A 12,773-nucleotide genomic window follows, 5' to 3' on the forward strand; every position below is an offset into this window, starting at 1 on the left:
ATCGTAGAGCAACGGCATACAATAGCTTTGGCCATACAGTACGCCAATACGCCGGCAGATAACCAGTAAGTAAGTAGTTTGAGGAAGTACAGGAACCATGCCTAACGACTTCGACGAATCCTTCCTCAACCAACAGGATTCCAAAGGATTATCGTGGTGGTTCGCCAACGATGAACCAAGCGAGAAAGCCAAGGAAAAAGCTAAATTCGAGCGTCGTATCCGCCGCATCGGGCTCACGGACCGTCTACTCAGCCATCCAGGCCGCCTCTCCATCCTGTATTTCCTTGTGCTCATCGTGGTGGTCACGATTTTGCTGCTCCTGCCGTTCTCCACACATGATTGGGTGTTCACCAACTTCCCAGTGGCGTTTTTCACCGCTGTCTCCGCCCTATCAACATGTGGCATTCCCGTAGTGAACACTGCACAATACTGGTCGATGTTCGGCCAAGTGGTGATTCTGTTTTCCATCCAATTCGGCGGCCTCGGTGTCATGACCTTCGCTTCCATGGTGGCGCTTGGCGCATCTCGCCGTTTGAAGGTCTCACAGCGCATGCTTACGGCCAGCGAGCTGGGCACTACGAAGCTTTCTGAAATCAAAAGCGTACTGTCCGTGGTATTCGCCACATTCGCCATCGCTGAAAGCTTGACCTTCGCCCTGCTATTGCCGGAATTGTTCCGCGTCAATCATGGTGATGTCGGACGCACATTATGGCAGGCACTGTTCTACGCGGTTTCCGCATACAACAACACCGGTTTCACCCCGGACGCAACCGGCCTGCACATCAACCGTTGGGGCGTTGGCCTGCCGATTCTGATGAGTGCTTTCGTGGGCACACTAGGCTTCCCTGTAGTGCTCAACGTTGTGCAATGCGCCCGCAAACGCATGAGCCCTAAGCGTTGGACTTTGCATACCAAGCTCACCCTAACCACCACGGCCATTCTGGTCGTCACCTCACTGGTGTGGTTCCTTGCCGTTGAATGGGGCAATGTGGGATTATTCCCAGCCGATGACCCTGGCATGAAAATGCGTCGCGCGCTTTCCGCAGCGGTAATGCCTCGTTCAGCCGGATTTGATATTTCCTGGGTGCCTGAAGTTTCCAATGAAACCAAAGCGTTTATGAGTCTGCTCATGTTCATCGGCGCGGGTTCATCTTCCACCGCAGGCGGTATTCGAGTCACCACATTTGCCGTTATCGTATTGATTTGCGCGGCTTCATTCACTGGACATCGCGATGTCACAGTATTCCGCCGACGTATCCCCCGCCGTATTCAGATGACCGCCGTTTCCGTCACCACCGCCTGCTTCTTCCTCGTATTCGTCGGTGCGGTGTCTTTGATGTTCGTGACCGGCTGCACATTCGTTGACGCCATGTTTGAAGCATGCTCCGCATTTTCGCTCGGTGGGTATTCGGTGGGTGTTGCCAGCGCCGGCAATCCTGCGTGCCTCTTCATTCTTGCAGCCGAAATGATTGTTGGCCGTCTCGGACCGTTAACCATCGCCTACTCGATCAGCAGGCCAATGGCTCCGGAACCCATTCGATATCCACAGGAAAACATTATTGTCGGCTGATTCGTTCGACCAGTTATTCTTGAGACCAAAGAGCATCATATGAGGAGGTTCATCATGGCACCCAAATCGAGCGGCACTAAAAGCGTGCTGGTCATCGGACTTGGACGATTTGGCGGCTCAGTGGCCTCTACGCTCGATGCCATGGGTCAAGATGTGCTCGCCGTGGATAAGAATCCTGAAATTGTGGCACGTTGGTCTGCTCATCTGCCTACCATTCAGGCTGATATGACTGATGTGATGGCCATCGAACAGATTGATGCCTCCCAGTTTGATACTGCAGTTGTTGCCATCGGTGACAGTATCGAAGCTTCGGTAATCATTACCGGCAATTTGCTGGATGCCGGCATTTCCGACTTGTGGGCCAAGTCTGTGTCTCAAGAGCATGCGCGCATTCTGCAGCGTATCGGCGCTCGCCACATCATCAATGCGGAAACCGATGCAGGTAAGCGTGTGGGCCATCTGGTGGCCGGCAACTATCTGGATTACATCGAAATCGATGGCCCGTACACGGTTGTTAAAATTCATACGCCGCTGTACGCCGTTGGTCGATCCATTGAAGATGTACAGGTCCATGACAAGTACGGCGTCACCGTTGTAGGTATTAAAGCTCCTGGCAAAGAATTCCAATACGGTTCACGCGAGCTTGTGATGCATCGTAACGATGAGCTCATCATTATGGGTAAGCAGGATCAGATTGACCACTTTATCCAAGGCTGATGAGCAGGTCTGATTATCAGGGTCGACCATACCCCCTATTTTTCTTTTAGGTCATACCCCCTATTTTGTGAACATTGTTGACATAATTACGTAGTGTATGCGTAAGCTATGCCACAAGACCCGAAACAAAGGGGGTACGACGATGTACGACGAGGGTTGCTCAGTGGTTCATAGCGGCAACTATGACCTTATCGAAGTGGAACAAGACACTACGTTTGCCAACGGTGTCCGATTCCAGACCACCATGGTAGAAGGTACTTTACAAGCTGCGCTAATCACAGGCGAGCGACTCATTATCGACAACGGAATCGTGCACTGTACCGGCAAAGTTCAGGTCAAACATATTAGCGGATGCGGCACTTTGGAGGTCAAAGGAGATCTCATATGCGACAGCATCGAACTTATCGGAAGTCTTCATTCTGAAGGCAATATTCGTTGTTCTGGAGATCTATCAATCACCGGCAAACTGAGTAACATCCATCGCATCAGCGCCGATAGTGTTCATCTGAACGGTGTGATTCAAGGCAACAATATTTATGGCAGAACTCTGTTGATGCAACCATTGTGCAGCACAATGTATTCACGATTCGGTATGACCAATTATCAAGCGCGCAGCAATGTCAGCAGCATTCAGGCCAAGGATGTGGATGTCCACCACCTCAGTTGTCAAACATTGCAAGCGGACACGGCAGCTTTGCGCGATGGCAGCGCCGTGCAAAATGCCGTTTGTTCAACCATATTGGGCATTGATCGAACTTCTAATGTGCTGTTACTTGCCGGCAAATGCCAACGCGTTCATTTGCGAACAGCGTAAAGCAGGTATTCCGCATTGCCGTGCGTACCCTCAATCGGACTATCCGCAGTGGCTTTGACGTTAAGACTATGTTGTGCTGCACAATCAACTACGGTTGCAAGCGCTTGAGCACGCAATGCTGCGTCTTCAACGATGCCATTTTTACCGAGTCCTGAACGACCAACCTCAAACTGCGGTTTGACCAGCAGCACAATCTGTGCTCCAGGCTGGGTAATGCGTTCAATCACTGGAATTACGTAGGTTAAGGAAATGAATGACACATCGGAAACAATCATCTGCGGAGCCCAAGGCAAGTCCGCAGCATTGACCTCGCGAATATTGACGCCGCTCATTTCGAAAACGCGATTATCGCTGGCAATACGTGGGTCAAGTTGGCCGTGGCCAACGTCAAGGGCTACGATCTGCGCCGCTCCCCTACGCAGCAGCACATCGGTGAACCCGCCTGTGGATGCGCCAATATCCAAACACAGCAAACCTTGCGGCGAGGTGAGGCCCGCATCCGCGAACGCGTCAAACGCACCGAGCAGCTTGTATGCACCGCGGGAAACGTAATCATCGCCTTTGTCTACGGCAAGTTCGCTATGCCCTGCTTTGACCATGTACGACGGTTTGGTGATGGTCTGCCCGTCAACGCGTACATGCCCGGCTTTAATGAGTCGCTGGGCTTTGGCTCGAGATTCGACCAGTCCGGCAGCCACCAGCATCATGTCAAGCCGGTCGAGCGGCGTGGATGGGTCAAGAGACTGTTGAGACATAGGTTTCCTCAGTACAAGTTTCCTCAGTACAGGGCTCCGGAATAACCGTTGCGATTGCTACGTTACTGTCGATTCGTATCAAGCTCATGCTGCAAAGCGGACAGTGCATCTCTGAACGCTTGGAGTTTGCCGTCATTATCTTTCGCATCAAGATTGGCAAGCTCGGGAAAGCGTTGAACGATTGAGTCACGTTCAGATGCATTGTCCGTCATCGCATATCCTTCAGAGGCATATCGTTGAGATGTTTAAAGCGCAAACGCCGGTACAGTGCTCGGGTTCAGAGATGCGCCCTTATCGGCAGCTTCCCAAGCCGCGCAGACGGCTGCGCGCAGTGCATCGATACTGGTGGAATCGCTGACCTGCACGGTTCCATTCTCGAACCATGCGCTGGCATTACGGCATTCCCAAGTACCGTCCTCAGCACGAACCGGCTCAGGCTGAGCGTTGGCAAGTTCGCGCAGATCTTTGGCGATAAACGTTGGGCGCAAATGCGCGGGAGCAAGCATCAGCTCTGTAGGGTTGGTGACTCCGGTCAGCACAGCCAAAGAATCGTAACCGCCGCGATTACCGGCCTCAATGTCTGTATCCAACCTGTCACCAATGGCCAGTGATGCCTCCTTGGGAACCAAATCATGACCTTCGGCAGCATTGAGTTCACGAGCTTCGTCGTACATATATGCTTCAGGCTTGCCTGCCGATGCCACCGGCTCAACACCGGTAGCGGCAATCACAGCCTTGATCATTGAGCCACAGCCAGGCGCGATGCCGAGTTCTCGTGGAATGGTCAAATCGCGATTGGTCACGAAATAGGTTGCGCCTGCTTCGACCGCGAACGCCACGTCGGCCATCATCTGCCAGGTCATCTGCGGATACCAGCCTTGGATTACAGCCTGCGGATGATCGGTGGGGCCGTCCACAATGGTCAGCCCGTTACGCTTGACTTCTTCGCGCAGATGATCGGCGCCCAGTACCTGAACTCGAGCGCCGGCAGGCAGAGCCTTGGCCACCATGCGTGCGGCAACCACCGAAGAGGTAATCACCTGCCAAGGCTCTACGGTAAGACCGAATCCTTTGAGCTGTTCAGCCACCACATGCTGGAATCGCGAAGAATTATTGGTGGTGTACTCAATGGTCATTCCGGCTTGTTCGGCAGCTTGAATGGATTGAGCCGCATATTCCACCGGATTCTTGCCGCGATACACCACGCCATCGAGATCGAGCAGTGCCAGCTGATAGGTTTCAGCTAGGGAACGATGAGTTCCTTTGAGGAAACGGGTCATAGTGAATGCTTACTCCTCAGCGGAATCGGCTGATTCGGTCGGTTCAGTAGATTCGTCAGATTCGTCAGACTCATCTGCTGCTTCCTCAGCAGTTGATTCCTCAGATGGCTCTTCCTCAGAGGCTTCTTCATCATCAGCCTCAGTATCGTCAGACTCATCTTCGGTATCGCCGCCGTCTTCAGGTTCCAGTTCGGGCGCATACTGAGCATCAGACGGGTCGATGCCGAGCTGTTCCAGAACCTCGGAATCGTCGGTCAGTTCAGCCAAATCATGGTCGATAACCACATCATCGCTGTTTTCGTCGAAGTCTTCGTCAGCATACTGTTCTTCGAGTCGATCGAGCAGGTTATCCAGCTTTTCAGCCTCGCCAGTACGGCCGGCTTCTTCAAGGAAGTACTGCTCAGCCTGCACCGCGCGCATGCGGTATTCGCCCGGCAGACCCTGGGAACGGCCTACCGTGTGCACCACTTCGATGGCCTTATCCCACAGTTCCAGATCACCAAGAGCACCAGCGTAAACCAGGAACATCTCCACCTTGGGAGCGCCATGCAGCTGCTTGCCTTCCTCGGACTGGGCGATTTCCACAGCCTTCTTCGGGTTACCCACGCCACGCTCGCAATCAGCGATGAATGGCAGATAATCCTGGAAACCATTCATGCGGTAAGCGGTGCGGAACTCTCGAAGAGCGAGCTTGTAATTGCCCTGACGGTAGGCCACGAAAGCCAGCGTCTCACGAGCGAAATCGATACGGGATGCCTGGCGGGCCACCCACTTGGCATGCTCAAGAGCCAGCTCAGGATCCTTTTCTTCCAGAGCGTATGCAGCCAGAATATGCAGGCCGATGTTCTCTGCATGTTCCTTGGACAGGCCGCGCAGACGTTCGCGCTCGTCCTTGGACAGCATGGACCATTCCATGCCCTTCGGCATACGCGGCTCATCAGGACGACGAGCGGTGTACGGATTCTGGGAGGGGAAGCTCATCGTGCCGTCAGAGTTGCGGCGCGGACGGCTCATGTATTCAGTGCGCTTGTTCTCGCGATATTCGCGCTTTTCCTCGGCATTGAATTCACGACGCTCGCCATCACGGCGGTCATCACGACGGAAATCCTTGCGATCATTATCACGACGGAAATCACGACGGCCGTCACGATTGTCACGATGGAAATCACGGCGTTCACCATCACGGTTGAAGCCGCGGTTGTCTCGACGATCGTCATCGCGGCGGAAGTTACGACGCTCACCATCACGATGGAAATCACGACGATCATTGTCACGGCGGTCATCGCGGCGGAATCCACCACGTTCGCCGTCACGGCGGAAGCTACGGCGATCGCCATCACGATGGAAGTCCTTGCGATCATCGCGATGGAAGTTGCGGCGCTCACCATCATTGTGCTGGTAGCGCGGGTTCTCACCGGCCTCGCCTTCACGACGCGGCTTGAAATCACCATCGCGGCGCGGACCGCCCTTGTGGAAGCCGTCACGACGGAATCCACCACGCTCGCCATCCTTGCGGAATCCACCCTTATGGAATCCACCGGACTTGCCGTAGGACTTGTGGAAGCCTCCGCGGCTATTCTCACTGCCTTCACCATCGCGGCGAGGAGCATAACCATCACCGTTATCGTGGCGACGCGGCTTGAAGCCTTCGCCATCGCGGCGTGGCTTGAAACCACCCTTACCGCGCGGCTTAAAACCCTTGCCGCCACGGTTGGACGGGCGACGGTCGCCATAGCCCTTATGACCGCCGTAGGACTTTCCGGAACGCTCGTTACCTTCTGCCATCTATTGTTTCCTTAATCCCTAATTATTAACGGTTTTCCACGGCGCCAAGCGCCTTCTTGCCACGACGGATAAGAGCAAAACGACCAGCAAGGAAATCATCCTTGCCAAGCACCTGCTCCTCATCCTCGATACGATTGTTGTTCAGGTACACACCGCCAGACTTGATAGCGCGGCGTGCCTCAGATCCGGACTTGAACAGGCCGGCAGCCTGTGCGGCGTCAATGATGCGATCGCCCGGCTTGGCCACCGGGAACACATGCTCACCGTTCTCATCGGCCACCTTGAAGCCATCCAGTACGGATTCAAGCGTTTCCTCATCAATGTCCGCTAGGTTGCCGCCACGGCCGAACAGAGCACCGGAAGCGTCAATAGCAGCCTGAGTCGCGGCTTCGCCGTGCACAAAGCTGGTGACTTCCCAAGCCAGAGTCTTCTGAGCCTCGCGAGCACCAGGGTTGGTCTTGGATTCTTCCACCAGACGCTCAATCTCAGCCTTAGGCAGGAAGGTGAATGCCTTCAACAGGCTTTCCATCTCCACATCCGGGCGGTTAATCCAGAACTGGTAGAACTTGTACGGGCTGAGCATAGTAGCATCCAGCCATACAGCGTTGCCTTCGGACTTACCGAACTTCTTGCCGGAAGCATCAGTGATAATCGGGCTGGTGAACACGTTGACGTCCACGCCGCGCACCTTGTGAATCAGGTCGAGACCGGAAGTGAGGTTGCCCCACTGGTCGGAACCGCCGAGCTCAAGCGTGCAATGGTATTCATCAAACAGGTGCAGGAAGTCGTTGCCCTGCAGCACCTGGTAGCTGAACTCGGTGAAGGAGATGCCCTCCTCAGAGTTGAGACGACGAGCCACCGTGTCCTTGGCCAGCATAGTGCCCAGACGGAAGTTCTTACCGATATCGCGCAGGAAGTCGATAACAGTCATAGAAGCGGTCCAATCGTAGTTGGACACGAATCGCACCGGATTGCTGCCTTCGGTTTCCAGAATGCCGCCAATCTGGTTCTTCAAACGCTCAGCCCAGCCAGCCACAACGTCCTTCGGGTTGAGCGTACGCTCACCGGACTGTCGCGGATCACCAATCAAACCAGTAGCGCCACCGACCAAAGCAATCGGATGATGACCAGCAAGCTGCAAGTGACGCATATTAATAAGCTGCACCAGATTGCCGATGTGCAACGAAGCAGCGGTCGGGTCGAAGCCACAGTAATACGTGATGGGCTCGCCGTTCAGTGCCTGTGCGAGTCGATCCCGGTCCGTGGACTGGGAAATCAACCCGCGCCATTCCAGTTCCTCAAGCAGGGTGGTGAAACCCGCTTCCTTGAAGTCGGTGACGTGAGCCATAGCGTGTAGCTTCTCCCTATCGAATTGTGTATTGACGATGCTTTACTCCTGTTTTCAAGCGTCTATAAGTCTCGCAGAACACACCGACAGTACCGGATATGCGGGTTTTCAAGCCTGCCAACAGGTCCGGCTCATGCTCCAACACTCAGCCGGCACCATATACACTCACTGATACTCACTGACCGCGGCGATACAACTTTTCGAGAGTCTCACGCAGCTGCTGCAACGTATCGTTATTATTCGTAGACTTCAGCCTTGGGAAGGACGCGATCATACGGCGCTGCTGGCGGTTGAATACAGAATCAGCGGCGTCTCGAATACGCAGCATCAATTCAGCGGACATATCCTTGCCGTTCTGCCAGGATTCGCCAACCTTCTCCCCTACCTTGGCCGGCATGATGCCACCAAGTTTGCCGGAGGCATCGCTCATCATGCCGGAAGCTTTGGAAGCAAGATCAGCGGCACCGCCAACCACACCTGTGGCCATATCCGTGGCGTTAAAGACTGCATCGCCGACCTTCTCACGCACAGTATCGCCGTATTTGGCCATAGCAATCTTGAACTGTTCGAGGCTCTGGTCGAAGTTCACAATGCCGCACACGGTGATGATGGTATCGATGATGGTCAGAATCAGCAGCACACTGAAAAGCACATGAATAATATGCAGCGGAATCATATCGGTGACTCGCGCGACTTCCGGTTGCACGATATCCACAATCACCACACCGCCAATACCGAATACCACAGCACCCAGCAAGCAGACGCGACCATTGATGTTGAATCGGAAATGCGAGTAATCCCACCATCGGGCATGGAATAGCACTTCCATAGCCCAGGATGTGGCATATTCCAGAATCGTGGCGCCGATCATGGAAATGAGGAACACCACAATCGGGTTATGCACTTGCCCGAGCAGCACAACACCGGTTACCGCGCCTGTGCCATAAATCGGGCATAACGGACCGTTGAGGAACCCACGATTCACCCATCGACGTTGCTGGCAGGACACCAGAATCGATTCATAGACCCAGCCTGCAAAGCTGTAGAAAATGAACCATAGGAACAGGTATTCAAGAACAAGCAGCATTGCCGATTACCGCCCCTGCGTGATTTGCGTGCGGGGACGACACGATTGCAATGCAGTACGCAATGGTTTAGTGGGCAGTGCCTTCTTATGGAAGCGGCCCATCGAGAAAGTCTCACGGGTGGCGGAAATCTTATCCGCCAACGTAACCAGATAACCCTCGATATATCGCGGTGGAATTGGCGTCATCGGGAACATATGCTTTTCGATGCTGTCTCGTTCGATGGCATTAAGTTTGAAATCCCTCAGCGCATTGACCAGCGCAGCATGCCCGTGGGTGAAGCCATGCCAACGGTGAGTGCCGTTATCCCAGTCGTGCCAATCGTAGAGGAAATAATCATGGAGCAGGGCTGCACGAATCAAGGATTTGACGTCCACGTGATGCCACAAATGCGCACGGTCTGCCATCCAGACGGCAAGGCATGCCACGCGTACTGAGTGGGCGAATGTGGTGACATTGCCGTGCTGATAGCAGCAGCGTTCGATTTCCATATGTTCGTGCTCGAACACATCTCGGCCATGTTTGGCGACCAGTAGTTGAATCTGCGTTCGTGTGAGCAGACGTCCCACGGTATAGCCCTCCCAATCAGTTTCGGCGGTTGAACGATATGAACCCAACGTTTTGCACATATACGTCGGGTATTGCCGTGACTGATTGTAGGGCAGCCGCATTACCGCTCACACTCATCCTATGGGAGGATTTACGAGAAATACTTGTAGTTGGCAGATGCTGCGAGAGACAATTGTTACTGCTGTTGATCGTTGAGGTACTGCTGATAGGCGCGGAAGCCTCCATCCAAGCTTGCTACATCGTAGCCACGATCAGCAAGGATTTCGGCAACTTCCTCGCTCCACCAGCCTTCAGCACAGTAGACAATGACTTTGCGTTCTTTCGGCACGTTCTTCAGCACATGTGCCAGTGGATCGAGCGGCGCGTTGATAGCTCCGGCAATAGGATGAGCCGCTACATCCGCTGGTTCGCGCAGATCAAGCAGTGTGACTTTGCTTGAATCCAGTGCCGCGAATTCCGCTGGCGTGATATGGCCGAATTGCAGTTCCTCGTCGTCTGTTTCCGAATCATTATGCAATGTGATTGGCATAGTCGCCGTTTCCCCTCATCTGTTGTGCAATCCCCCTGTGGGCCTGCTTCTCGCTATACAACTTTTCAGGTGACGCGTATTCGACGCGTATTTATATAGCGCAGGCCGGTTGAATGTAATTCGCCGGGTCAATCGACGTGATCGTGGGATGCTCACCACACACCGGGCAATCCGGCACATGCTTGGGCAATGGCACACGCCGAATATTCATCGTCAACGCATCCACAGTGAGCATGCGTCCGATCAGCGGCTCCCCTACCCCGACAATAAGCTTGGCGGCTTCAGTGGCCTCAAGACTGCCAATGACGCCGACCACCGCGCCAAGCACGCCGGCTTCCTTACAGGTAGGAATCTCGCCGGCAGCTGGCATCTCGCGGAAAATACAGCGATAGCAAGGGCCTTCGCCGGGCACAATGGTCATAATCTGCCCTGCAAAGCCCACTATGCCCGCATGAATATATGGCTTGTCGGCAAGCACGCATGCATCATTGATGAGGAATTTCGCCGCGAAATTATCCGTGGCATCAATCACCAGATCATACGGTTCGATCAATGCGCTGATATTGCTGGCATCCACAAGCTCACGATGCGTCTCGATTCCCACATCCGGATTGAGCGCGCGGATTGCCGCTGCAGCTGATTCCACTTTGGGAGTGCCGACTGACGCGGTGGTATGGATGATCTGACGCTGCAGATTGCTCACATCCACCACATCGCCATCAGCCAAGCCGATACGGCCCACACCTGCGGCAGCCAAGTACAGCGCAGCCGGAGAGCCGAGCCCGCCAGCACCGATGATGAGCACGCTGGAAGCAAGCAGTCGCTTCTGCCCTTTGACGCCAACGCCCCTCAAAATCAAATGACGAGCGTAACGCTCCACCTGTTCGTCCGATAATGCCATATTCTCTCCATAATATTGGCTCCCCTGCGAGCGAGGGGAGCCGATCGCCATAGACGGGCTGAGGGGAATTATCCCCTCCTCATGTCAGTGCAGATATCCAGTGGTAGGGCTTGACGGTACGGCCTGGCCTTCGGTCACCTTGCCAAGACCGGACAGGTAGGCGGCTCGACCAGCGTTGATGGCGTTCTTGAATGCTTCGGCCATCAGCGGGATGTTTCCGGCGGATGCCACGGCGGTGTAGGCCATGACTGCATCCGCACCCATTTCCATCGCATCGCAAGCCTGGCTTGGGCGACCGATGCCGGCATCGATAATCACCGGCACGTGTGCGTTGGCGATGATGATTTCGATGAAGTCACGCATACGCAGGCCCATGTTGGAACCGATCAGCGAGCCCAATGGCATCACAGCGGCTGCACCGGCCTCCTCGAGCTGACGTGCTGCGATTGGATCGGGGAACATGTACGGCATGACTACGAAGCCTTCCTTGGCCAGCATTTCGGTGGCGCGGATGGTTTCGGCGTTGTCCGGCAGAAGATACTTGGTCTCATGTTCGATTTCCACCTTGACGAAGTCGGTATGGCAGACTTCACGAGCCAGGCGGGCGATGCGCACAGCCTCCTCGGCATTGCGAGCGCCGGACGTGTTCGGCAGTAGCGTGATGCCTTCTGGAATGTAATCGAGCACACTGTTTTCAGTGGTTTGCGCACGGCGCAGCGCCATCGTGACAATCTGCGTGCCGGCATGCTCCACCGTGGCCTTGATAAGGTTCAGGTCATAGCGCCCAGAGCCCAGAATGAATCGGGACTGGAATTCGTGGCCGCCGAGGTTCAATGGCTTGTCTTCCACTGGCAGCATCGGCGCTGCAGTACCTACAGGATTCACCACGGCTGGCTGAGGCGGCAGCGGAGTCGCCTCAACGGAAGCTTCAGTAACTGGATTGATATTCATACGTTTTCCTTTCACCCGCACTCGGCTCCCCTTGTCGGGAGAGCTGGCTCGCGAAAGCGAGACTGAGGGGTAGTCAAATACAATGTTTGGCTTTTACTTTGAAAGCCATGTGTTTTCAGACGAAAAAATCAGCCGCCTTGTACAAACTGAACGATTTCCATAACGCACTGGTCGTCGAGCATGGCATCCGCGCGCTTGTCACGCGGAATAATCTCTCCATTGAGTTCGATTGCCACGCGTTCGGCGCGGAAACCGTGGCTTTCCAAATAGTCGGCCACGCTGACCGGTGCTTCGAGCGTGACCTGCTCTCCGTTGACCTGCATTCGCATCCCTTCTGTGAATACTAAAAAAGGGCGCACGAAACGAACCGTACCTTAAGTGGTGCGCCCATTCATGAACCCAGTCATGCGACCGTGCATGACTGATGGGGCGCATTGGCTACACCACACAAGCCGCACACGGCTTAAT

At 54.5% G+C, this 12,773-nt stretch carries 14 protein-coding genes; 3 read left to right on the forward strand and 11 right to left on the reverse strand.

Annotated elements, in window-relative coordinates; translation table 11 throughout:
- The first annotated feature begins 97 nt into the window (after positions 1 to 97).
- From AC1AY0_RS01275 to AC1AY0_RS01285, 3 genes are all read left to right on the forward strand, one after another.
- Positions 98 to 1,570: a TrkH family potassium uptake protein gene (locus AC1AY0_RS01275; protein WP_476523455.1), complete on the forward strand. Its 1,473-nt coding sequence runs from the start codon at positions 98 to 100 to the stop codon at positions 1,568 to 1,570.
- Between the two features lie 54 nt (positions 1,571 to 1,624).
- Complete coding sequence (locus AC1AY0_RS01280) at positions 1,625 to 2,287, forward strand: potassium channel family protein (protein WP_476523454.1); 663 nt, start codon at positions 1,625 to 1,627, stop codon at positions 2,285 to 2,287.
- Between the two features lie 142 nt (positions 2,288 to 2,429).
- Complete coding sequence (locus tag AC1AY0_RS01285; RefSeq protein WP_476523452.1) at positions 2,430 to 3,101, forward strand: hypothetical protein; 672 nt, start codon at positions 2,430 to 2,432, stop codon at positions 3,099 to 3,101.
- Here the strand turns inward: AC1AY0_RS01285 and AC1AY0_RS01290 are convergent.
- The 11 genes from AC1AY0_RS01290 to thiS form a co-directional block, all read right to left on the reverse strand.
- Positions 3,083 to 3,856 carry a TlyA family RNA methyltransferase gene (locus AC1AY0_RS01290; protein ID WP_476523450.1) on the reverse strand — a complete coding sequence of 258 codons (774 nt, stop codon included), beginning with the start codon at positions 3,854 to 3,856 and terminating at the stop codon, positions 3,083 to 3,085. The two genes, AC1AY0_RS01285 and AC1AY0_RS01290, sit on opposite strands and share 19 nt — an antisense overlap.
- Positions 3,857 to 3,918: 62 nt before the next feature.
- Positions 3,919 to 4,068, reverse strand: coding sequence for a hypothetical protein (locus AC1AY0_RS01295; RefSeq protein WP_476523449.1), 150 nt, complete (start codon positions 4,066 to 4,068; stop codon positions 3,919 to 3,921).
- A gap of 33 nt (positions 4,069 to 4,101) precedes the next feature.
- Positions 4,102 to 5,136 carry an HAD-IIA family hydrolase gene (locus tag AC1AY0_RS01300; protein WP_476525588.1) on the reverse strand — a complete coding sequence of 345 codons (1,035 nt, stop codon included), beginning with the start codon at positions 5,134 to 5,136 and terminating at the stop codon, positions 4,102 to 4,104.
- 9 nt (positions 5,137 to 5,145) lie between these two features.
- On the reverse strand, positions 5,146 to 6,921 hold the full coding sequence (locus AC1AY0_RS01305) for a tetratricopeptide repeat protein (protein ID WP_476525590.1): 1,776 nt from the start codon (positions 6,919 to 6,921) through the stop codon (positions 5,146 to 5,148).
- 25 nt (positions 6,922 to 6,946) lie between these two features.
- Positions 6,947 to 8,269 carry a tyrosine--tRNA ligase gene (gene tyrS / locus AC1AY0_RS01310; protein ID WP_476523446.1) on the reverse strand — a complete coding sequence of 441 codons (1,323 nt, stop codon included), beginning with the start codon at positions 8,267 to 8,269 and terminating at the stop codon, positions 6,947 to 6,949.
- Positions 8,270 to 8,444: 175 nt separating this feature from the next.
- On the reverse strand, positions 8,445 to 9,356 hold the full coding sequence (locus tag AC1AY0_RS01315; RefSeq protein WP_476523445.1) for a putative ABC transporter permease: 912 nt from the start codon (positions 9,354 to 9,356) through the stop codon (positions 8,445 to 8,447).
- Positions 9,357 to 9,362: 6 nt separating this feature from the next.
- Positions 9,363 to 9,923: an HD domain-containing protein gene (locus AC1AY0_RS01320; RefSeq protein ID WP_476523444.1), complete on the reverse strand. Its 561-nt coding sequence runs from the start codon at positions 9,921 to 9,923 to the stop codon at positions 9,363 to 9,365.
- 176 nt (positions 9,924 to 10,099) lie between these two features.
- Positions 10,100 to 10,453 (reverse strand): rhodanese-like domain-containing protein, encoded by a 354-nt coding sequence (locus tag AC1AY0_RS01325; protein ID WP_476523443.1) that lies wholly within the window; start codon positions 10,451 to 10,453, stop codon positions 10,100 to 10,102.
- Positions 10,454 to 10,544: 91 nt separating this feature from the next.
- Entirely contained in the window at positions 10,545 to 11,354 is an 810-nt protein-coding gene (gene thiF / locus AC1AY0_RS01330) for a thiazole biosynthesis adenylyltransferase ThiF (protein ID WP_476523442.1), read from the reverse strand.
- Between the two features lie 84 nt (positions 11,355 to 11,438).
- Positions 11,439 to 12,212, reverse strand: coding sequence for a thiazole synthase (locus tag AC1AY0_RS01335; protein ID WP_033890456.1), 774 nt, complete (start codon positions 12,210 to 12,212; stop codon positions 11,439 to 11,441).
- A 221-nt stretch (positions 12,213 to 12,433) separates the two neighbouring features.
- Complete coding sequence (gene thiS, locus AC1AY0_RS01340; protein ID WP_476523441.1) at positions 12,434 to 12,628, reverse strand: sulfur carrier protein ThiS; 195 nt, start codon at positions 12,626 to 12,628, stop codon at positions 12,434 to 12,436.
- Positions 12,629 to 12,773: the final 145 nt, after the last annotated feature.

This window comes from Bifidobacterium sp. LH_416 (genome assembly GCF_056357055.1).

What these genes read in the sequence shown, in the direction of transcription:
- AC1AY0_RS01275 (WP_476523455.1), top strand. Translation starts at nt 98, where the DNA reads ATGCCTAACGACTTCGACGAATCCTTCCTCAACCAACAGGATTCCAAA.
- AC1AY0_RS01280 (WP_476523454.1), top strand. Translation starts at nt 1,625, where the DNA reads ATGGCACCCAAATCGAGCGGCACTAAAAGCGTGCTGGTCATCGGACTT.
- AC1AY0_RS01285 (WP_476523452.1), top strand. Translation starts at nt 2,430, where the DNA reads ATGTACGACGAGGGTTGCTCAGTGGTTCATAGCGGCAACTATGACCTT.
- AC1AY0_RS01290 (WP_476523450.1), bottom strand. Translation starts at nt 3,856, where the DNA reads ATGTCTCAACAGTCTCTTGACCCATCCACGCCGCTCGACCGGCTTGAC.
- AC1AY0_RS01295 (WP_476523449.1), bottom strand. Translation starts at nt 4,068, where the DNA reads ATGACGGACAATGCATCTGAACGTGACTCAATCGTTCAACGCTTTCCC.
- AC1AY0_RS01300 (WP_476525588.1), bottom strand. Translation starts at nt 5,136, where the DNA reads ATGACCCGTTTCCTCAAAGGAACTCATCGTTCCCTAGCTGAAACCTAT.
- AC1AY0_RS01305 (WP_476525590.1), bottom strand. Translation starts at nt 6,921, where the DNA reads ATGGCAGAAGGTAACGAGCGTTCCGGAAAGTCCTACGGCGGTCATAAG.
- tyrS (WP_476523446.1), bottom strand. Translation starts at nt 8,269, where the DNA reads ATGGCTCACGTCACCGACTTCAAGGAAGCGGGTTTCACCACCCTGCTT.
- AC1AY0_RS01315 (WP_476523445.1), bottom strand. Translation starts at nt 9,356, where the DNA reads ATGCTGCTTGTTCTTGAATACCTGTTCCTATGGTTCATTTTCTACAGC.
- AC1AY0_RS01325 (WP_476523443.1), bottom strand. Translation starts at nt 10,453, where the DNA reads ATGCCAATCACATTGCATAATGATTCGGAAACAGACGACGAGGAACTG.
- thiF (WP_476523442.1), bottom strand. Translation starts at nt 11,354, where the DNA reads ATGGCATTATCGGACGAACAGGTGGAGCGTTACGCTCGTCATTTGATT.
- AC1AY0_RS01335 (WP_033890456.1), bottom strand. Translation starts at nt 12,212, where the DNA reads ATGCTGCCAGTGGAAGACAAGCCATTGAACCTCGGCGGCCACGAATTC.
- thiS (WP_476523441.1), bottom strand. Translation starts at nt 12,628, where the DNA reads ATGCAGGTCAACGGAGAGCAGGTCACGCTCGAAGCACCGGTCAGCGTG.